At 67.9% G+C, this 20,003-nt stretch carries 16 protein-coding genes; 8 read left to right on the top strand and 8 right to left on the bottom strand.

Annotated elements, in window-relative coordinates:
- Nucleotides 1–17: 17 nt before the first annotated feature.
- The 4 genes from coxB to ASG88_RS00845 all read left to right on the top strand — a co-directional run bounded on the left by coxB (nt 18) and on the right by ASG88_RS00845 (nt 4,329).
- The gene (gene coxB / locus ASG88_RS00860) at nt 18–869 is read left to right on the top strand and encodes a cytochrome c oxidase subunit II (protein ID WP_235534667.1); all 852 of its coding nucleotides are present in this window, start codon (nt 18–20) and stop codon (nt 867–869) included.
- Nucleotides 866–2,635 carry a cytochrome c oxidase subunit I gene (ctaD, locus tag ASG88_RS00855; RefSeq protein WP_056885516.1) on the top strand — a complete coding sequence of 590 codons (1,770 nt, stop codon included), beginning with the start codon at nt 866–868 and terminating at the stop codon, nt 2,633–2,635. Before coxB ends, ctaD begins: the two co-directional genes overlap by 4 nt.
- The gene (locus ASG88_RS00850) at nt 2,632–3,030 is read left to right on the top strand and encodes a cytochrome c oxidase subunit 4 (protein WP_056885515.1); all 399 of its coding nucleotides are present in this window, start codon (nt 2,632–2,634) and stop codon (nt 3,028–3,030) included. The genes ctaD and ASG88_RS00850 overlap by 4 nt, the downstream gene beginning before the upstream one ends.
- 72 nt (nt 3,031–3,102) lie before the next feature.
- On the top strand, nt 3,103–4,329 hold the full coding sequence (locus ASG88_RS00845) for a L,D-transpeptidase (protein WP_082599764.1): 1,227 nt from the start codon (nt 3,103–3,105) through the stop codon (nt 4,327–4,329).
- Here the strand turns inward: ASG88_RS00845 and ASG88_RS00840 are convergent.
- Genes ASG88_RS00840 through ASG88_RS00820 form a run of 5 tightly spaced genes read right to left on the bottom strand, consistent with a single transcriptional unit; the run spans nt 4,302 to nt 9,571 of the window.
- A complete protein-coding gene (locus ASG88_RS00840) occupies nt 4,302–5,177 on the bottom strand; it encodes a ceramidase domain-containing protein (protein ID WP_235534666.1) in 876 nt (291 codons plus the stop codon). The genes ASG88_RS00845 and ASG88_RS00840 overlap by 28 nt on opposite strands.
- Nucleotides 5,178–5,196: 19 nt before the next feature.
- On the bottom strand, nt 5,197–6,951 hold the full coding sequence (locus ASG88_RS00835; RefSeq protein ID WP_056885514.1) for a cytochrome b: 1,755 nt from the start codon (nt 6,949–6,951) through the stop codon (nt 5,197–5,199).
- Nucleotides 6,948–8,021 (bottom strand): ubiquinol-cytochrome c reductase iron-sulfur subunit, encoded by a 1,074-nt coding sequence (locus tag ASG88_RS00830; protein WP_056885513.1) that lies wholly within the window; start codon nt 8,019–8,021, stop codon nt 6,948–6,950. Before ASG88_RS00830 ends, ASG88_RS00835 begins: the two co-directional genes overlap by 4 nt.
- Nucleotides 8,018–8,893, bottom strand: coding sequence for a c-type cytochrome (locus ASG88_RS00825; RefSeq protein WP_082599763.1), 876 nt, complete (start codon nt 8,891–8,893; stop codon nt 8,018–8,020). The genes ASG88_RS00830 and ASG88_RS00825 overlap by 4 nt, the downstream gene beginning before the upstream one ends.
- A gap of 30 nt (nt 8,894–8,923) precedes the next feature.
- A complete protein-coding gene (locus ASG88_RS00820; RefSeq protein WP_056885511.1) occupies nt 8,924–9,571 on the bottom strand; it encodes a heme-copper oxidase subunit III in 648 nt (215 codons plus the stop codon).
- 68 nt (nt 9,572–9,639) lie between these two features.
- Between ASG88_RS00820 and ASG88_RS00815 the strand changes: the two genes are divergently transcribed.
- From ASG88_RS00815 to trpD, 3 genes are read left to right on the top strand one after another with little or no spacing between them, the layout of a single operon-like run.
- Nucleotides 9,640–10,575: a cytochrome c oxidase assembly protein gene (locus ASG88_RS00815; protein WP_056885510.1), complete on the top strand. Its 936-nt coding sequence runs from the start codon at nt 9,640–9,642 to the stop codon at nt 10,573–10,575.
- Nucleotides 10,572–10,982, top strand: coding sequence for a response regulator transcription factor (locus ASG88_RS00810; protein ID WP_056885509.1), 411 nt, complete (start codon nt 10,572–10,574; stop codon nt 10,980–10,982). The genes ASG88_RS00815 and ASG88_RS00810 overlap by 4 nt, the downstream gene beginning before the upstream one ends.
- 19 nt (nt 10,983–11,001) lie before the next feature.
- Entirely contained in the window at nt 11,002–12,054 is a 1,053-nt protein-coding gene (trpD, locus tag ASG88_RS00805) for an anthranilate phosphoribosyltransferase (protein ID WP_200956304.1), read from the top strand.
- A gap of 179 nt (nt 12,055–12,233) precedes the next feature.
- Here trpD and ASG88_RS00800 read toward each other — a convergent pair whose 3' ends face one another.
- Together ASG88_RS00800 and ASG88_RS00795 are read right to left on the bottom strand one after the other, a co-directional pair.
- Complete coding sequence (locus ASG88_RS00800; RefSeq protein ID WP_056885507.1) at nt 12,234–12,860, bottom strand: YgjV family protein; 627 nt, start codon at nt 12,858–12,860, stop codon at nt 12,234–12,236.
- A 104-nt stretch (nt 12,861–12,964) separates the two neighbouring features.
- The gene (locus ASG88_RS00795; protein WP_162259797.1) at nt 12,965–17,590 is read right to left on the bottom strand and encodes an Ig-like domain repeat protein; all 4,626 of its coding nucleotides are present in this window, start codon (nt 17,588–17,590) and stop codon (nt 12,965–12,967) included.
- Between the two features lie 233 nt (nt 17,591–17,823).
- Between ASG88_RS00795 and ASG88_RS00790 the strand changes: the two genes are divergently transcribed.
- Nucleotides 17,824–18,102, top strand: a complete 279-nt coding sequence (locus tag ASG88_RS00790) for an Lrp/AsnC family transcriptional regulator (protein WP_056885996.1) — start codon at nt 17,824–17,826, stop codon at nt 18,100–18,102.
- Between the two features lie 57 nt (nt 18,103–18,159).
- On the opposite strand, the gene ASG88_RS00785 is transcribed toward ASG88_RS00790, so the two are convergent.
- Nucleotides 18,160–19,938 carry a DEDD exonuclease domain-containing protein gene (locus tag ASG88_RS00785; protein WP_056885505.1) on the bottom strand — a complete coding sequence of 593 codons (1,779 nt, stop codon included), beginning with the start codon at nt 19,936–19,938 and terminating at the stop codon, nt 18,160–18,162.
- Nucleotides 19,939–20,003 lie beyond the last annotated feature (65 nt).

Raw genomic sequence — 20,003 nt, 5'->3', positions numbered from 1 at the left:
TTCCCAAGCGTGCAGCCGTGCCCGTACGTCGGGTCGCGGCCGGTGTGCTCGTGGGCGCCCTGCTGCTGCTCCTGAGCGCCTGCGGCGACGCGGCTGACAGCGACCAGATCGCCCGGCTGGCGATGCCGGAGCCGATGACCGAGACGGGTCCGGCGACCTACGACCTGTGGCGCTACGCGTGGCTGGCCGCCATGGTGACCGGCGTCATCGTCTGGGGCCTCATCTTCTGGGTCGTCTTCCGCTTCCGCCGCCGCAGCGACGACGAGATCCCGGTGCAGACGCGCTACAACCTGCCGCTGGAGATCTTCTACACGATCGCTCCGATCATGATGGTGATCGTCTTCTTCTACTGGACCGTCAAGGTGCAGGACGAGGCCATCGCCCTCGAGCCCGAGCCCGACCTAGTCGTCGACGTCGTCGGCCAGCAGTGGTCCTGGACGTTCAACTACACCGAGCAGGGCGACGGCGGCCGGACGCCCTACACGTCGGGCACCGCCTCGCAGATCCCGACCCTGTGGCTGCCGGTCGACCAGACCGTCCAGTTCAACCTGAACTCACCCGACGTGATCCACAACTTCGGCGTGCCGTCCTTCCTCATGAAGATGGACGTCATCCCGGGCCGGGTCAACAAGTTCCAGGTCACGCCGACCGTCGAGGGTGACTACGCCGGCAAGTGCTTCGAGCTCTGCGGCACCTACCACTCGCGGATGCTCTTCAACGTCAAGGTCGTCAGCCAGGCCGACTACGACGCCTACCTCCTCGACCTCGCCGACCAGGGCTGGATCGCCGACGAGCCGCTCCTCGGTGGCTCCGACGCCATCACCCAGGCCGGCCTGGACGACGAAGACACCGAAGGGAGCACGGAGTGACCGCCACCGCGACCCCGGGCACCACCAGCACCACGCCGGACACCGGCAAGACGCTGGGCCAGCAGCTGGTCCGCATCATGACCACGACCGATCACAAGCTGATCGGCAAGATGTACCTCATCACGTCGTTCGGGTGGTTCATGGTCGGCGGCCTGATGGCCATGCTGATCCGCTCGGAGCTCGCGTTCCCGGGCCAGCAGGTCGTCAACGACGAGCTCTACAACCAGCTCTTCACGATGCACGGCACGATCATGCTGCTGCTCTTCGCGACGCCGCTGTTCTTCGGCTTCGCCAACGTCATCATGCCGCTCCAGATCGGCGCGCCCGACGTGGCGTTCCCGCGCCTCAACATGTTCAGCTACTGGCTGTTCCTCTTCGGCGGGCTCATCGCCGCCTCCGGCTTCCTGACCCCGTCGGGTGCCGCGAGCTTCGGCTGGTTCGCCTACACGCCGCTCTCCGACGGCGTCCGCTCGCCGGGCGTCGGTGGCGACCTGTGGATCATGGGCCTGTGGATGGCCGGCCTCGGCACCATCCTCGGTGCCGTCAACTTCATCACCACGATCATCTGCATGCGCGCCCCCGGCATGACCATGTTCCGGATGCCGATCTTCGTCTGGAACGCGCTGGTCACCTCGCTGCTCGTGCTGATCGCCTTCCCGATCCTCGCCGGCGCGCTGCTCTCGCTCGAGGCGGACCGCCTGCTGGGTGCGCACGTGTTCGACCCGGCACACGGTGGCCCGATCCTGTGGCAGCACCTGTTCTGGTTCTTCGGCCACCCGGAGGTCTACATCATCGCGCTGCCGTTCTTCGGCATCGTGTCCGAGATCCTCCCGGTCTTCAGCCGCAAGCCCCTCTTCGGCTACGTCGGCCTCGTCGGCGCCACGCTCGGCATCGCGATCCTCTCGGTCGCCGTGTGGGCGCACCACATGTTCGTCACCGGTGCCGTCGACCTACCGTTCTTCTCCGGCATGACGTTCCTCATCGCGGTGCCCACCGGAGTGAAGTTCTTCAACTGGATCGGCACGATGTGGGGGGGATCCCTGTCCTTCGACACCCCCATGCTGTGGTCGATCGGCTTCCTCACGACCTTCCTCTTCGGTGGCCTGACGGGCGTCATCCTGGCCAGCCCGCCGCTCGACTTCCACGTGTCCGACTCCTACTTCGTGGTGGCGCACTTCCACTACGTGGTCTTCGGCACGGTGGTGTTCGCGATGTTCGCGGGCTTCTACTTCTGGTGGCCCAAGATGACCGGCCGGATGCTCGACGAGCGCCTCGGCAAGCTGCACTTCTGGCTGTTGTTCGTCGGCTTCCACACCACCTTCCTCGTCCAGCACTGGCTGGGTGTCGAGGGCATGCCGCGCCGCTACGCCGACTACCTCCCCGAGGACGGCTTCACCACCCTCAACCAGGTGTCCACCATCGGTGCCTTCCTGCTCGGGGCCTCGACGCTGCCGTTCCTCTACAACGTCTACGCCTCGATGAAGTCCCCGATGGTCGGCGTCGACGACCCGTGGGGCTGGGGCCGTTCGCTCGAGTGGGCCACCAGCAGCCCGCCGCCGCGCCACAACTTCCACACCCTGCCTCGCATCCGCTCCGAGTCGCCGGCCTTCGACCTCCACCACCCGGAGATCGCGATGCTCGAGCTCGCCGAGAACGACGCCGAGCGTCGTGGTGAGCCGGCCGACGCACCCGACGTGGACGGACGCGAGGAGATGCTGCGCGGACGCGTCGACGGCAACGACACCACCGGAGGGGACGCCCGATGAAGGCTGAGTCCTGGATCTTCATCATCACCACGATCTTCTTCGTGCTGGTGACGCCGGCCTACTGGTTCATCACCGGTGACTGGACGGGCACGTCCGCCCTGACGATGACGGCCCTGCTGACGCTGATGATCTCGCTCTACCTCGGCTTCCACGCGGCCAAGATGGACCCGCGTCCCGAGGACCGCAAGGACGGCGAGATCGCCGACGGAGCGGGCGAGCTCGGCTTCTTCCCGCCGTACTCGTGGTGGCCGCTGTGGTGCGCCATGGCGCTGGGCACCATGGTGTTCGGCACGGCCATGGGCGCCTGGTGGCTCCTGATCATCGGTGGCGCGATCGGCGCGATCACGCTCTCCGGCTGGATCTACGAGTACTACCGCGGCGAGCACGCGCACTGATTCTGCCCCGTCAGGGCACGCGGTTACCCTAGAAGCGACCTGGCTCCACGCCTTCTGGGGGATCGCTCGCGCATGCACGCTCACGACCGCACCAGCACGCCGTCCGTACGCCGCGTCGGCGCAGCCCTCTCCGGAGTGCTGCTCTGCGCCGCGCTGGCGGCGTGCCAGTCGTCCACCTCCAGCGACCCGGACGCCTCCTCGGCACCCCGCGGAGGCGACGCCACGCAGGCGGCGGAGAAGGCCGACCCGGTGCGGTTCGCGCTCGGCGTACGCAACCCGAATGCCATGCCGATCGGGCAGCCGGTCGAGCTGACCGCCGAGGGTGGCGAGCTGACCAAGGTCGTGGTCACGGCCGGCGACGGCACCCGGCTCGCGGGCGAGGTCGACGGGGGCACCTGGCTGTCCACGGGACGCCTGGAGCCCGGCACCGACTACGTCGCGCGCAGCAGCGCCGTGCGCAGCGACGGCCAGGAGGTGACCCGCCCGGTGCGATTCCGCACCCAGGAGCTGACCCTGGACCAGCAGACCTACCCGTCCGTGGCGCCGCTCGCCGGCGAGACCGTCGGCGTCGGCATGCCCGTGGTCGTCACCTTCGACGTGCCCGTGTCGGACAAGGCCGCCTTCGAGCGCCACATGACGGTGACCAGCACCCCGGCCCAGCCGGGCACCTGGCACTGGATGAGCGACAACGAGGCCCACTACCGCCCGCGGACGTACTGGCAGGCCGGCACCGACGTGTCGGTCGACATCGACGTCAACTCGGTCCCGGCCGGCAACGGCATCTACGGCCAAAAGAGCCGCACCGTCGACTTTCAGGTCGGCGACGCACACGTCTACAAGGTCAACGCACAGACCCACCAGATGCAGGTCTTCAGCAACGGCACGCTGCTGCGGACGCTCCCGATCACCACCGGCAAGCCGGGCTTCACCACCCGCTCGGGGACCAAGGTCATCATGGAGATGTTCGACGAGCGCCGGATGAACTCCGAGACCGTCGGCATCAGCGCCGACGACCCGGAGGCCTACGACATCGACGACGTGCAGTGGGCGATGCGGCTCACCTACTCCGGCGAGTTCATCCACGCCGCCCCGTGGTCCGTCGGCTCCCAGGGCAGCGCCAACGTCTCGCACGGCTGCACCGGCCTCTCCACCGCCGACGCCGGCTGGCTCTACGCCATGAGCCGCCGCGGCGACGTCGTGGAGTACACCGGCACCGACCGCTGGATGACGCTCACCAACGGCTACGGCGACTGGAACGCCTCCTACGCCGACTACAAGGCCGGCTCCGCCCTCTCCTGAGCTCCGGCCGGCTCGGGCTCCGTCGTCCAGTAGCGGTAGAGGCAGCACGCCGCGACGGCGCACAGCAGGTGCCACACGGCGTGGCCCTGGACCCACGAGTGCGGGTCGCACAAGGGAGCACCGGACCGAGACAGGGTCCAGACGGCGAAGGCGACCGCCATGGTGGTCAGGGCCGCGACGATCCACGCCACTCCCGCCGGGCTGTCGGCGCGGCGGCGGAGCCGGACCTCGAGGACCACGGCCACCACCAGCACGACCGTGAACGCGGCGTTGCCGGCGTTGTTGACCACCGGGAGGGTCCCGGCCCGGCCGATGAGGTCGCCGAGCGCCACGAGCGCGACGAGGGCGGCCACGAAGGTGCCGACACCGTGCCCGGAGAGCCGGATCCCGGCGTACGCCGCGGCGAAGCCGGCCAGGACGTACATCGAGAGCTGGTCGAGCCGGCCGCCCAGCTCGCTCTGGGTGGCGTGCATGGCCATGCTGCCCGGTCCCAGCAGGACCACGACGACGGCGTACGACGTGGCGAGACCGCGCCGGGCCAGGCGACCGTGGGGGAGCCCGGCGTGCCAGCCGATGGCCAGGCCGGCGAGCACGAAGCCGAGGTTGCTGAGCGTGTTGGCCGGCTGACGGACCGGGCCGACGGGCTCGACCTCGCAGAACTCCGCACCCCGGCCGACGTCGGCGCCCAGCCACCCGAGACGGACGGCCACGACGAGGAGGGCGAGGGACACCAGCGCCGTGGTCGAGGCGACGAGCACGGGACGCAGGCTGCGGCGGTCGGGACGGGTGATCGTGGACTCCTGGAGACGGGAAGCGCCCCGGACCCTGGGCGGGTCCGGGGCACTCACCTCGTGCCGTGTGCGGTGGTCAGTGGCCGCCGCGGAGCGGAGCGTCCTCGACCGTGTGGTCGCTGTGGCCGTCGAACTGGTGGCCGTCCGCCGGGTGGTCGAGACCGGCCTCGAGCTCGTGCTCGTGGGCGGCGTGGTGGTGCGCCTCCTCGATCTCGGCCGCGGTGGGCTTCTGCACGTTGTGGCGGAACATCCCGTCCGACAGCTTGGCCCGCAGCGCCTGGACCCGGGAGCCCGGGGCCACGACGCCGTTGCTGTCGGTGTCGCCCTCGACGGTGTAGATCTCGTCGCGCTCACGCGCCGTGAGGGTGTAGGCCGCCGTGTCGCTGATCGGCAGGTGACGCTCGGCGTAGCCGCCGTCGGGGGACCGCATGATGATGCCGGTCTCGTAGCCGTGCAGCAGCTTCTCGTTGTCGTGACGCTGCAGCGAGATGCACCAGCGGCGCGTGACGATGAAGGCGATCAGGGGACCGAGGAAGACCGCCACCCGCATGAAGTAGGTGATCTGGTTGATGCTCAGGTCGAGCCTGATGGCGATGATGTCGTTGCCGCCGGCGGCCCAGGCCAGACCGTAGAAGGTCATCAGGGACACCATCACCGCGGTGCGGGTCGGTGCGTTGCGCGGGCGCTGGAGCAGGTGGTGGTCGCGCTTGTCACCGGTGATCCAGCCCTCGAGGAAGGGCAGCAGCATCAGGATGACGAGCATCAGCGGCGGCACGATGAGGATCGGGATCATGACGTTCCACGAGATCGTGTAGCCGAAGATCACCGACTCCCAGCCGGGCATGATGCGCAGCAGCCCGTCGGGCCAGCCCATGTACCAGTCGGGCTGCGATCCGGCGGTGACCTTGGTCGGGTCGTAGGGGCCGAACTTCCACACCGGGTTGATCGTCATCAGGCCACCCATGAGGGCGGTGACGCCGAAGACGATGAAGAAGAAGCCACCGGCCTTCGCGGCGTACACGGGCAGCATCGGGAAGCCCACGACGTTGTCGTTGGTGCGTCCGGGTCCGGGCCACTGCGTGTGCTTGTGGTAGACGAGCAGCAGCATGTGCGCGGCGATGAGGCCGAGCAGCAGGCCCGGGATGAGCAGCACGTGGATGATGTAGAGCCGCGGGATGATCGCGTCGCCCGGGAACTCGCCGCCGAAGAGGAAGAACGACATGTAGCTGCCCAGGACCGGGGTGGCCTTGAGGAAGCCGTCCGCGGCGCGGACGCCGGTGCCGGAGAGCAGGTCGTCGGGGAGCGAGTAGCCGGTGAAGCCCTCGAGGGTGCCGAGGAGCAGCAGCAGGCAGCCGATCACCCAGTTGAGCTCACGCGGCTTGCGGAAGGCGCCCGTGAAGGCCACGCGGAGCAGGTGCACCATCATCGAGGCGATGAAGAGCATCGCCGCCCAGTGGTGCATCTGGCGCATCAGGAGGCCGCCGCGCACGTCGAACGAGATGTTGAGCGTCGAGGCCATCGCTTCCGACATCGCGATGCCGCGGAGCTGGTCGTAGGAGCCCTCGTAGTGGATCTCACCCATGCTGGGGTTGAACCACAGCGTCAGGAAGACGCCCGAGAGCAGCAGGACCACGAAGCTCCACAGGGCGATCTCGCCCAGCATGAAGGACCAGTGGTCCGGGAAGACCTTGCGCAGGTTCTTGCGCATCGCCGTGGCCAGGCCGAGGCGGTCGTCGGCCCACGTGGCCACGCCGCCGATCTTCGACGGCTTGGACGCGGTCGCCGCGGTCGAGCCGTTGGTGCTCGCGACCTTGCTCGTGTCGAGACTCATTGCTTCTCACGCTCCCAGTAGCTGGCCCCGATGGGCTCAGTGAAGTCGCTCTGTGCGATCAGGTAGCCCTCGTCGTCGACTGCCAGGGGCAGCTGGGGGAGGGGACGGTGAGCGGGTCCGAAGACGACCTTGGCCGAGTCGGCCAGGTCGAACGTGGACTGGTGGCACGGGCAGAGCACGTGGTGCGTGGTCCGCTCGTACAGGGAGATCGGGCAACCCACGTGGGTGCAGATCTTGGAGTAGCAGATGATCCCGTTGACGGTCCAGTTCTCGCGACCCTCACCGGGAGTGATGTCGCCCGGCTCCATCTTGACGACGATGATCGCGCCCTTGGCCTTCTCGACCTGGAGCGGGACACCCTCGATCTCGGGGTAGCCGTTCTCCTCGGTGGGGAACAGCGCCTCGGGAGCGGCGTTGACGAGGTCGCCGATCTCGAGCTCGGAGGCCTTGATGGGCGTGCCGACCACGTCGCGTACGACGCGCATGCCCTTCTCCCAGATGGTGCTGGCGAGCTTGTCGCCCGGCGCAGGGCCGAGGTCGCGGAGCAGCACGACGGCCGGCAGGCCGAGCAGGGCGACCGAGCCGATCAGCGTGTTGCGCACCAGCGGGCGGCGCCCGATGCCGGACTCCTCGCCGCCGAGGGCGAGGGCCTCGAGCGTGGCGTCCCGGTCCTCCTGCGACGAGGCGGCGGCGTGGCGCATCTCCACGATCTCGTGGTCACCCATGAGCTTGCGGGCCCACTGGATGATGCCGATGCCGATGAGCAGCAGGGCCAGACCCAGGGTGGTGCCGAGCGCGACGGTGGAGGCTCCGAGACCCATGAAGGTGTCGAAGTTGTCGCCGATCTCGAGCGTGAAGTAGGCGACGACGAAGAGCAGGGCGCACACCATGGAGAGCCCGAACATCGCGGCGACCTGGCGCTCGGCGCGCTTCTCGGCGCGCTCGTCGACGTCGGTGGGACGCCACTGGTGGGCGGGGAGGCCGGGGTTGGGGATCGGCTCCTCCAGCACGGCCGGGGTGTGGTTGCCGTGCGACGGCACGGCCGGAGTGTTGTCGTGCGAGTCGGTCATGCCTCGGCCCCTTCCTTGATCTTCGAGCTGCGCGTGGTGTGGGCGGCGATCCAGACTGCGAAGCCGACCAGGCCACCGATGCCGAGCACCCAGCCGAACAGTCCCTCGGACACGGGGCCGAGGCCGCCGAGGCCGAAGCCGCCGTACTCAGGGGTCTCCTCGAGACTACCCAGGTAGGCAATGACGTCGCGCTTCTCCTCGGGGGAGAGGTTGCCGTTGCTGAAGGTGGGCATCGTCTGCGGGCCGGTCAGCATGGCCTGGTAGATGTACTTGGGCTCGACGCCGTGCAGGGTCGGGGCGTAGCCGCCGCGCGGCATGGCTCCGCCGGCGCCGTTGAAGTTGTGGCACGCGGTGCAGTTGGTGAGGAAGATCTGGCCACCGCGGCTGATGGCCTCCTCGCGCTCCTCCTCCGACAGGCCGTCGATGGAGTAGTCGGACTCGCTAGGGATGGCCGGGCCGGGCGCCAGCGACGCGACGTACGCCGCGAGCGCAGCGATCTCGTCCTCGTTGTAGACGGGCTTCTTGCGCGGGGCCTGCTGGCCGGGGTTGGCCATCGGCATGCGGCCGGTGCCGACCTGGAAGTCGACGGCGGCAGCGCCGACGCCCACGAGCGAGGGGCCGATCTGGTAGCCGTCGCGGGCCGTGGAGATGCCCTCGCCGTTCTGGCCGTGGCAGAACGAGCAGCCCACGAGGAAGAGCTCGCGGCCCTCGGCGATGAGCTCCTCGTCGCTGGTGCTCTCGGCCTGGGCCGGCGAGAACGCGGTGTAGAGACCACCGGTCATCAGCAGGCCGAGGAGGAGGACGACGAGTCCGGCGAGGGGGCCGCGGCGGTGTCGGGAGATCCGACCTGCGGAGCGGTTCAACAAGCGCACAGTGAGTCCTAGCTGTCCGGGTCGGGGGGCTTACTTGATGAGGTAGATCGTGGCGAAGAGCCCGATCCAGACGACATCGACGAAGTGCCAGTAGTAGGACACGACGATGGCGCTCACGGCTTGCTCATGGGTGAAGCGCCGAGCGATGTAGGTGCGGCCGAGGACGAGGAGGAAGGCGATCAGGCCGCCGGTCACGTGGATCCCGTGGAAGCCGGTGGTCAGGTAGAACATCGTGCCGTAGGCGGAGTCCGGGATCGTGACGCCCTCGTGGATGAGCTCGGCGTACTCCAGCGCCTGGCCGCCGATGAAGATCGCGCCCATGACGTACGTGAGGATGAACCACTCACGCAGGCCCCAGCCGCTGACCTTGAAGACCGAGCCGGTGCGGCCGACCTGGCCGCGCTCGGCGGCGAAGACGCCGAGCTGGCAGGTGAGCGAGGACAGCACCAGGATCGCGGTGTTGGCCGTCGCGAACGGCACGTTGAGCACCTCGGTCTCCTGCGCCCACAGCTCAGGGCTGACGGCGCGGATCGTGAAGTACGCCGCGAAGAGGGCTGCGAAGAACATCAGCTCGCTGGAGAGCCAGATGATCGTCCCCACGCTGACCATGCTGGGTCGGTCGTGGTGCCCGTGCAGTCGGGATGCCGGAATCGCTGTTGCTGTCGCCACGGACGCCATTATGTCTGTAGCCGCCTCGGAGGGCACCCCGACCCCCTCACTATCCACGTCATATTGTTCACATCGTGATGACCGCCGCGTGGACGACCGATCCGGTCCTTCCGAGATTCACCGTCGGGAGAGTCTTCACCGACTGGGGGATCGACCCCGTGCCGTTCGTGCTGGCCGTCTGGGTGGCCGGCGTCTACCTGGTCGGCGTGGCGATGCTGCACCGCCGTGGGGACCGCTGGCCGGTCGGTCGGACCGTGTCGTTCGTCGTGCTCGGGATGGGCTCGTTCGTGTTCGCCACCGCCTCCGGCCTGGCGCGCTACGACACCACGCTCCTGAGCGTGCACATGGTGCAGCACATGATCCTCACGATGGTCGTGCCGCTGTCGCTCGCCCTGGGTGCCCCGATCACGCTCGCCCTCCGGACGCTCCACGCCCGACCGCGGGCCTGGCTGCTCGTGGTGCTGCACTCGCGGGTCGCCCGGGTGCTGTCCTTCCCGCCGCTCGCGTTCCTGCTGTACGTCGTCTCGCCGTGGGCGCTCTACTACACGTCCTGGTACGACGCCTCGCTCGCGTCGCCCTTCGTGCACGAGATGATGCACATCCACCTCGTCGCCGTCGGCGCGCTCTTCTTCTGGCCGTTGATGGGCATCGACCCGCTGCCGGGGCGCGTGGGCTACCCGTTCCGGGTGCTGCTGACCGTCATGACGCTGCCGTTCCACGCGTTCCTCGGTGTCACGATCATGGGCCAGACCACCCTCATCGGGGAGTCGCACTACACGGCGCTGCGGGAGGGGCCGATGGGCGCCTGGCTGCCGCCGATGCTGGAGGACCAGCACGTGGCCGGCGGGATCCTGTGGGCCACGGGTGACCTGATCGGGCTGGTGTTCTTCGCCGTGCTCTTCGTCCAGTGGGTGCGCTCGTCGCACAAGGAGGCCGCGCGGGAGGACCGGCGCCTCGACATGCTCGAGGCGCGCGAGGCCCGCAGCGCGGCGACCGATACGATGCGGACGTGACCGACACCACGCGACCGCTCAAGGTCCTCGTCTACAGCGACGACGTCGACACCCGCCAGCAGGTCATCCTCGCGCTGGGGCGTCGCCCCCACCCCGACCTGCCCGAGCTGGAGTACGTCGAGGTGGCCACCGAGCCCGTCGTCATCCAGAACATGGACGCCGGCGGCATCGCCCTGGCGATCCTCGACGGTGAGGCCGTGCCCGCCGGCGGGATGGGCATCGCCAAGCAGCTCAAGGACGAGATCTTCCAGTGCCCGCCCGTGCTGGTGCTGATCGGCCGCCCGCAGGACGCGTGGCTGGCCACGTGGTCGCGCGCCGAGGCCGTCGTGTCGCACCCGCTCGACCCGGTGCAGCTCGCGGAGGCGGTCGTCTCACTGCTGCGCCCCGCCGTGCCCGCCACGTCCTGACCCCACCATCATGGTGGCCATGTCTTCTCCGGGGTCTTCCGCCGCGTCGCACACCTGGCCCGACGTCCTCACCACGCTGGTGGGCGGGCACGACCTGACCGGTGAGCAGGCGCGCTGGGCCATGGACCAGGTGTTCGCCGGCGAGGCGACGCCGGTCCAGGTGGCCGGCTTCGTCGTCGCGCTGCGCTGCAAGGGCGAGACCGTCGAGGAGGTCTCGGGCATCGCCGACGCGATGCTCGCCGCCGCCAACCCCATCTCCGTGCCCGGTCGTCTGCTCGACGTCGTCGGCACCGGGGGAGACCGGTCGATGTCGGTCAACATCTCGACGATGTCCGCGATCGTCGCGGCCGGGGCCGGCGCGACCGTCGTCAAGCACGGCAACCGGTCGGCATCGTCCAAGTCGGGCTCGGCCGACGTGCTCGAGGCGTTGGGCATCCGGCTCGACCTGCCGATCCCGCGGGTCGCGGCGATCGCTGCCGAGGCGGGCATCACGTTCCTGTTCTCCGCCGCGTTCCACCCGGCCATGCGCCACGCGGCCGTCCCGCGCCGCGAGCTCGGCATCGCCACGACCTTCAACCTGCTCGGCCCGCTGACCAACCCGGCGCGTCCGGCCGCCCAGGCCATCGGCTGCGCCGACGCCCGGATGGCGCCGGTGCTCGCTGGCGTGTACGCCGCGCGCGGCGTCGACGCGTGGGTCTTCCGCGGGGACGACGGGCTCGACGAGCTCACCACGACGACGACGTCCACGCTGTGGGCGGTCCACGACGGCCAGGTCACGACCCACAGCGTCGACCCCGCGTCGTACGGACTGGCGCCGGCGACCACCGAGGACCTGCGCGGCGGCGACGCTGCCCACAACGCCGAGGTCGTACGCCAGATGCTCGCGGGGGACCGGGGTCCCGTGCGGGACGCGGTGGTCCTCAACGCGGGTGCGGCGCTGGCCGTGTACGACGCCCCGGGTGCGCCGGTGGACGAGGCGCTGGCCGCTGGGGTCGAGCGCGCTGCCGCTGCGATCGACTCGGGCGACGCGCAGGCCGTGCTCGACCGGTGGGTCGAGGCTTCCTCGCGCTAGCGGGTGCTCAGCGGTAGAGGCCGCCGGCGATCGCGTAGGCGTTGACCACGATCAGCACGGAGAACATGGATCCAATGATCCGGTTGTCGTTGAGCCATTTCATGGCGAACATCAGCCACCTCCTGTGAAAGTCCAGAGTGGTCGCATGCCCAGAGAAGTTGAAGCCCAAACCTGGGTATCTACAGGGACAAGACCCACGAGGCGCCGTCGCGCTGAAAGCCGAGTCGGTCGTAGTAGGGGCCGACCATCGTGGGCGAGGTGACCACGCGGCGGTAGCCGTGCTCGGTAAGCATGCCGCTGCGGCGCCAGACGAACTCGCCGGGGGAGAAGTCGCGGTAGCGCGGCGTGACGTAGTCAAGGAGCACGTGGGCGGTGTCGCCCTCGGCGCGTAGCAGCACGACGCCGACCGTCTCGTCGCCCCGCTGGACGAGGAACGCGTCCTGGTCGGTGTCCGACGGGTCGTGCACGAAGTCGGGGTTGAAGCGCAGGATGTCCGCGCCGTGCACGCGCAGGACGTGGCGGAAGTACTCGTCGTCACCGCGGACCTCGAGCACCTCGAAGGCCTCCTCGTCGTGGCGGTCGCGCACCAGCTGGACGATGAACCAGATGTTGATGGCGCAGAGCACGGCGTTCATGCCGACCATCGGCCACACACCGATGAAGGCGTTGAAGGCGAGCAGGATGACGCACGCGGCGAGGTTGAGCACCCGGAAGCGCAGCACGCGCGACTGCAGCAGGGAGTAGACGAGGAGGGCGCTCCCGCCCCAGCCGAGGATGTCGAGCCAGTGGTCTTCGAGCCAGTTCACCGGGGGAGGCTACTGCCCGGCAGGTTGGTCGTGCTCATCTGCGAACGCAGTCGGCCCGCCGGGGGATCCGGCGGGCCGACTGTAGTGCTCGATGATCAGCTGTGTCACTTGGTGACGATGAGCTTGACCACCTTGGCCTTGGAACCGGCGATCTGTGCGGTGCCCGCGTAGGTGACCTTGATCTTGTGCTTGCCGGGCTTGAGCTTGGGGAGCTTGAAGACGACCTTGCCGGCCTTGCTCGCCGACAGGCTGAGCACCTTGAGCTTCTTCTTGCCGTCCTTGATGGTGACCTTGCCGGTCGGACCAGTGACCCCGTTCGCCCGGACGTAGATCGTCAGCTTGGCCCGCTTGCTCTTCGATACAGTGAAGGGCGAGACGCTTGCAGTCGTGGTGGACACCATCTTGGGGACCGTGACCGCTGCAGTCGTGGCCGTCGCGTCCTTGTATGCGGATCGGACCGCCGTTACCTGCGCGCTCAGTTGTGCCAGAGCGTCGGTCGCAACCACGCGGTACGTCGACGAGGTCGCTCCAGGGATGGGTTGACCATTGCGCAGCCATTGGTACCGGTATGACGACGGTGCCCCAACCCAAGTCCCGGGACTTGCCGATACGGATGCTCCAATACTTGGAGTACCGGAGATCGATGGCAGGACAGTCGGGCTGAGGCCGTCCCCAGCCGTACCGACGATGCCCGGACTGGTAGAGGCTGCGTCGGTGTATCCAGGCTTGCGCCCCGTCGCGCGCAGGGAGACCGTTCGGTTGAAGTCCGTCACGGTGAGCACGTACGTCTGGGTGGTGGCGCCGGGGATGGGCGACCCGTCGCGCAACCACTGGTACGTCGTCGTGACATCGGGCTGGTTCCATACAGGGGGAGAACTCGTGAGCGTTGCGCCAACACCGCTTCCTCCTGGGGTGCCGACCTGTACGGGTGTGGTGGCGGCCAACGTGGCAACGATGACTGGCTCGGACTCAGCGACGCCGCTGTTGTAGCCGGTGCGCGTCGCAGTGACACGGAAGCTAACCGGCTTGTCCGCATCCGCAGTTGTCAGTTGGTAGGTCGTGCCGACAGCACCAACAATTGGTTCCCCGGATCGGAGCCACTGATACGTGAACGTGCTTGGTGCATTTGCCCACGTGCCGTTTCGACCCGTGAGGTAGGCACCCACTGCGGGTGCCGCTGGCATCGTCGGCCACGAGATCGTCGGAGGGATCTCCGGGATCAGCCCGTCCCCGGCCACTGGAGAGATAGCAGGGCTCGTCGTCGTCCCGTCCGCGTACCCTGCGCGCCTCCCGGTGACCTGCACGGAAATCTGCTTCCCGTAGTCGAGATTCACCAAGGTGTAGCTCGCGCCTGTGGCGCCGTTGATGATCGACCCCGAACGCAGCCACTGGTAAGTGTTTGTCACGAACGCACGGTTCCAGACAGGCTCGGTAGCCGTCAGCGTGGACCCGATCGCGGTGCCGGCTGGCGACTGGACCTGCGGAGCCGTCGTCGCCGAGAGGGCGGCGTCAACGGTGAAGGTCCGCGACAGACTTCCGAGCACGTTGTTTACGGCATCGCGTGCGGTGACCTTCCATGTGTATGCACCTGTCGACAAAGCCGCCGTCGGAGCGTAGGCCGTGGCTACGGTCTCGGTGGAGGCAACGATCGAGTTCATCGAGTTGCGGACTTCCACGCTGTAGGTGCTCGCGGAAGTGAGACGCTTCCAGCGCAACAAGGGACCGGTCGGAGCCTGGACGGATGCCTCGGCGGGAGCCAGGAGTTCGAACGGGTCGGAGGCCACCTGGAAGAAGCCGGGCTGAGACCAAGGGCCCTTGTAGAGCTGATTCTTAGGGTCGACCCGACGCACTCGCCACACGTAAGCCTTGCTGCTCGGTGCAAGGGGCGCTGTGTGCGCGTGGGCGGAGGTGCGCACCGTCTTGGCGAATACCCGATTGGGGGACGACCAGTTTGTGTCCTCGTCCTTGTAAACCTCAATCTCGTAGGCGCCCAAGAATGCTTGAGAGTCCCACGTGAACGGTCGGGTCTCGGATGAGACAGCGTTTCCCACGGGTCCGAGGAGGTTGACCCGGGGGCTCTCCTTCTTGAACGACCGCGGCGTGGACCATGCGAGGTGATTGCCCTTGGAGTCGATCGCCTGGACTCGCCACCACGACGTGCCCTCCGGGTAGAGCAATGCAGGTGAGGTGTAGGTCGGCTGGTCAACCTGTACGTCCTCGAGGAGCGTGCCGAACGTCTGGCTGTCGCTGATTTGGAGCCGGTAGAGCATCGCGGTCTGCGAGCCCTTCTCGACGGTCTGCGACCAGACCATCTCTTGGTTCGTGTCGAAATAATCCCGCCACTTGAAAGTAACTTCGGTGCCTGTCTCGACGCTGCCGTCCGCCGGTTCCTGGGGCTCCACCTTTGGGGAGAGCTTCTTAAAGGTGTGGTGGTGCGGCCGGGCGCCACCGGTCGGCGGAAGGGCGCAATTGTTCTCGCCCCGGCACGGCCTGACGTACCAGTACAGCGCCGAGTCCGCGTCGCCGGCCTGGGAGTCCGGGTAGGCCCAGATCTGGTTGGAAAGAGTGGGCGCGAACATGGTGTTCGTGGTCGCCGGGATGGCACGGGGCTCTTCGAGAAGGTTCGTAAAGTCGCGGTCGTAGCTGACGTAGACCATGTAGAAGGAGGCGCGAGGGGTCGGATCCCAGCGCAGTACGGGGGTGGACGGGACGACGCACACTCCCTCGGTTGGCACGCACGAAGATCCCGCCGTGTTTGTGGCGCCACCGTTGAGGGCAAGCCTGAAGCCCGACATGGCGTCATAGGGCGCAATGGTGAAGCGACCCTCAACCCCACGGCTGATGAGAGTGTTGTCGGCGCGATACGCGCTCACCTGCCAGTCGTAGTCGCCCGGCGCCAGAAGGGCGCGTGAGGTCTCGGTCATGGCGGCGTACGGCACGTCCTTGTTCCACAGCGCTTCGGGATCGTCGCCGAACCACACTTGGTTCATGTCAGCGGCGATGCCAATGCGTACGCGGTAGTACTTCGCGTCAGGGTGCGGCTGCCACCGGAGATTCGGTGCGTCCTTCGTCCCGGGATCGCCGATGCCTGGTGCGATAGGCCTCAAGTAGTCCGTGGGGCTGTTGGGCGCTCCCGGAGGATTGCCGGAGACGTAGAAGACGTTCGTGTACTTCACGGACGAGATGCCATCGGTGGACGTGGAATAGATCGTCCATGTGAAGGGCCCGTCGCTCGGCTTGAGCTGTTCCCGCCCACTGATGGTGTACGACGTAGCCGACGTGGTCACCTTCGGCACGGCAGACGTGCCATTCGCTTTGAAGACCTCAATCGTGTAGGTCTCAGCGCTCTTGGTTGCCGTCCACTGGAGTGTTGGCACGTCGACGGTGGCGCCGGCCGTCGGGCTCATCCCGGTGATCGTAGGCGGCAGGTACTTGAACTTCTCCGCATCGCTGTAGAAGCCCCAGATCCCCGCGGGGACACGAGCACCCTTGAGGAACGGGCGGTCCAAGGGACGCACCCGCCAGTAGTTCGTCGCCCCGGGAACCGGCTCGCAGTCCTCGTCGGGGCGGAACGGCATCGGGAGGCCGCGGTCGGTTGTGTTCACGGCAAATATGCCCGGCGTATATGTGGTACCTGCAATGACGCAGGTCTTGGTGACGATGCCGTCCGAGAAACCCTCGTCGGTGCTGATCTGCAGCTCGTACTCCGAGGCGTGCCTTACCGGGCTCCACTGGAAGTACACGGGATCGCCCACCTCAACCAGGGGTCCGGTGCCGCTCGCCGGGTACTCCGCGACAGGCTTGTGGGGCCAGTTTCGGCGGAACAACCACGACTCACTCCACGCGGACTCGTTGCCGTCGGCGTCGACGGCGCGGACGTGCCAGTAGTAGGAGGTGTTGTCCCAGGTGACCGGTGGAGAGAAACTCGTACCGTAGATGATGGTCGGCGGTGGTGGGGAGACCATCGTGGTGAAGTCGGCGTTGAGCGCTACCTCCAGTTTATAGCTCTTGGCTCCCGGCACTGGGTCCCAGTCGAGGCGGATGTCCTGGACCGGGTCGGGGACTGGGCCATCGCTAACCGCGGCGTCGACGGGCGATCGCAGATCTGGTGCGGGAAGAGCGAGGATGTCGAAGGAGGACAGGCTGCTGGGCGGCGAGTTCACGCCCCCTGCCATTGACGCGGTGACCTGCCAGTACCAGTCGCCCTTGTCGAGAGGCACATCGACGACAACAGACGTGGTCTTGGTCTTGTATGTGAGTGCGCCATTCAGGTCGTCGTCACCGTCGACCAGCACCGTGTACTCCACTGCTCCTGGCACGGCGGTCCACCGCAGGAGCGGTGGCTCACCGGGCTGCTGGAGGTCGTCGCCGGCGGTTGGCAAAAGCGGCACCGGGACCGCGCCGGTCGGAGCTGCGAAGCTGGACGTCGCGGACGAGCTCTCGTTGAGGGCGTTTGACGCGATCACTCGCCAATACGTCGTACCCGGAGTCAAGTTCTTGGTGGGTACGAAGGTGTTGCTTGCGGTGGACGCGGACTCGTACGGGGAAGAGAAGTCGGAGTTGTCGTCGACCAGAATCTGATAGCGGGTGGCGCCGGCCACGTGATCCCAGGTGAGGATGCTCGTTGACGAGCTCGCTGGGTCTTGGGAAACCTGCAGGTTGGTGGGCGTTTGGGGCGGAGCGGGGAAGGCGCTGCCTTGGCCGAGCAGCGTGACGACCAGAGCCGCCACGCCGGTGAGGCTAGCCCCAACCGTTCTGCGACCAGCAGTGATGTGCGACATCCCGGGACTCCCCTTCGTCGGTGACTCAGACCGGAACACGCTAGGTCTCACACGACGGCGATGGAGGGTAAATGGCCACCCTCTAGTCACAACGGACTACCACGTTGGACCGATCGGCGTCACTGTGGTCAGAGAGAGCTTGTTAGGAGCCGATGAACACGACGTGGGGCTACCGTTGGTCCATGATCACCGCCATCGTCTTTGTGAAGGCCGACGTCGCGCGCATCCCCGAGGTCGGCGAGGCCATTGCCGCTCTGGACGGGGTCAGTGAGGTGTACTCGGTGACCGGTCAGATCGACCTCATCGCCCTGGTGCGGGTCAGCAAGCACGAGGACATCGCGGCCGTCGTCGCGGACTCGCTCAACAAGGTGGACGGCGTGACGGCGACCGAGACGCACATCGCCTTCCGGACGTTCTCGCGGCACGACCTGGAGTCGGCGTTCTCGCTCGGTCTCGACTAGGTCTCGACTCCGCTCGACCGACGGGCGACCGCTCGACCAGGTGGCGCAATGACCCGGTCAACGGGCCGGGCGGTGCACCGTGGCCGGCAGCCGCTGCTCGTCGAAGGGCACCAGCGACAGCCGTGACTGGTTGACCGCGTCGTAGAGCGGCAGGTGCCGCGTGGCACCCCCAACCGGACAGATCCACTCACCGTCGACGTCGACGAGACGGATGCCGGGAGACTCCAGCCAGCGAAGGATCTTCTCGGTCTCCTCCGCAGTGGCGGCGGGCACGGGTCCGGGAGCCGTGCGCACCGTCTCGGCGCTCGCGCACAGCTCGCGGACGTAGCTGTGGGCGTCGGTGCCCGGTGGGATCACCCCGGCGGCCGCGAGCCGGCCGTGGCGGACGACGTGGACGCTCCAGCGCCCGTCGTCCTCCCGCCGTGCCGCGACCACCTCGGGACATCGGGTCAGGGCGGACAGGCGCTGCGTGCGCGCGGCGGCCCGCACGAACGTGGCCAGCCGGTCACGGTGGACGCCGGCCTCCTCGAAGCGCTCGAGCCCGGCAAGCAGCGTCATCCGGCGGTTGATGGCCTCGACCACCTCGTCGGGTCGGTGCAGCAGGGTGTCGCGCAGCTGCCGGACCACGGCGGCGTACGTCGCGGTGTCGACGCTGCCGTCGCACGGCGACAGGCACTTGCCCATCTCGGCCAGCACGCACGGTGAGCGGGAGGGCTCGCGGGCGAGCTTGTCGGAGCACTGGCGGATCGGAAAGGTCTCGTGCAGGGCGGCCAGGGACTTCTCCGCGGTCTTCTTCGACGAGAACGGGCCGAGGTAGTCGGCGTCGTCGTCGAGGACCCGGCGCACGAGGGACAGGCGGGGCCAGGCCTCACGCGTGAGCTTGACGAAGTGCACCTTCTCGGGGAACCGGGAGCGGCGGTTGTACTTCGGCTTGTGCTCCGCGATCAGTCGGAGCTCGCGCACCTCGGCCTCGAGGGGAGTGGCACAAGGGATGCCGGTGACCGACTCGGCCAGCCCGACCATCTCGCCCATGCGCGTGCGGGTCTCGGACGCCGTGAAGTAGGAGCGCACCCGGCTGCGCAGGTCCTTGGAGGTGCCGACGTAGAGCACCCGCTGGCGCTCGTCGCGGAAGAGGTAGACGCCGGGCAGGCGGGGGAGGCCCTCGGCGAGATGGCGCTTGCGGCGCTGGGCCTGCGAAACCCGCGATGTGAAGGTCGCGAGCTCCTCGAGAGTGTGCACCCCCTGCCCGCCGAGCCGTTCCATCAGGCCGTGCAGCACGTCGACGGTGGCGCGGGCGTCCGACAACGCACGGTGGTTGGGCGTCGTCGTGGAGCCGAAGAGCTGCGCGAGCGAGGAGAGCTTGCAGTTGGGCGCGTCGTCACGGGTGACGACGCGTCGGGCCAGCTTGGCCGTGTCGAGGACCTCGAATCGCGGCCACGGGTGGTCGTGCTCGGCAGCGAAGTGCTTGAGGAAACCCACGTCGAACGGCGCGTTGTGGGCGACGAGCACGCAGCCCTTTGCGAACTCCAGGAATGCGGGCAGCGCAGACTCGATCGGTGGGGCGTCGCTGACCATCGAGTTGGTGATGCCGGTGAGCACGGCGATGAACGGAGGGATCTCCGAGCGCGGGTTGACCAACGTCTGGAACTCGCCCAGGACCTCGCCGCCCCGGACCTTGACGGCGCCGATCTCGGTGATCATCGACCCGCCGGCCGCGGACCCGCCCGTGGTCTCGAGGTCGACGACGCAGAACGTGACGTCGCGCAGTGGTCGCCCCAGCTCGTCGAAGCTGCGTTGGGCCTCCCAGCGGGAGACGGTCGGGGCGGCACTGCTCATGGTGGGGACGCTAGATCGCGGCACCGACAACGGACGGGAGGTCGTGCCCCGCGCGTCGGTCACTA

Source organism: Nocardioides sp. Soil777 (assembly GCF_001428425.1).
GTDB lineage: Bacteria > Actinomycetota > Actinomycetes > Propionibacteriales > Nocardioidaceae > Nocardioides > Nocardioides terrigena.
Note: the sequence above shows the minus strand (reverse complement) of the source record. Positions and strands in the feature narration are given on the sequence as shown.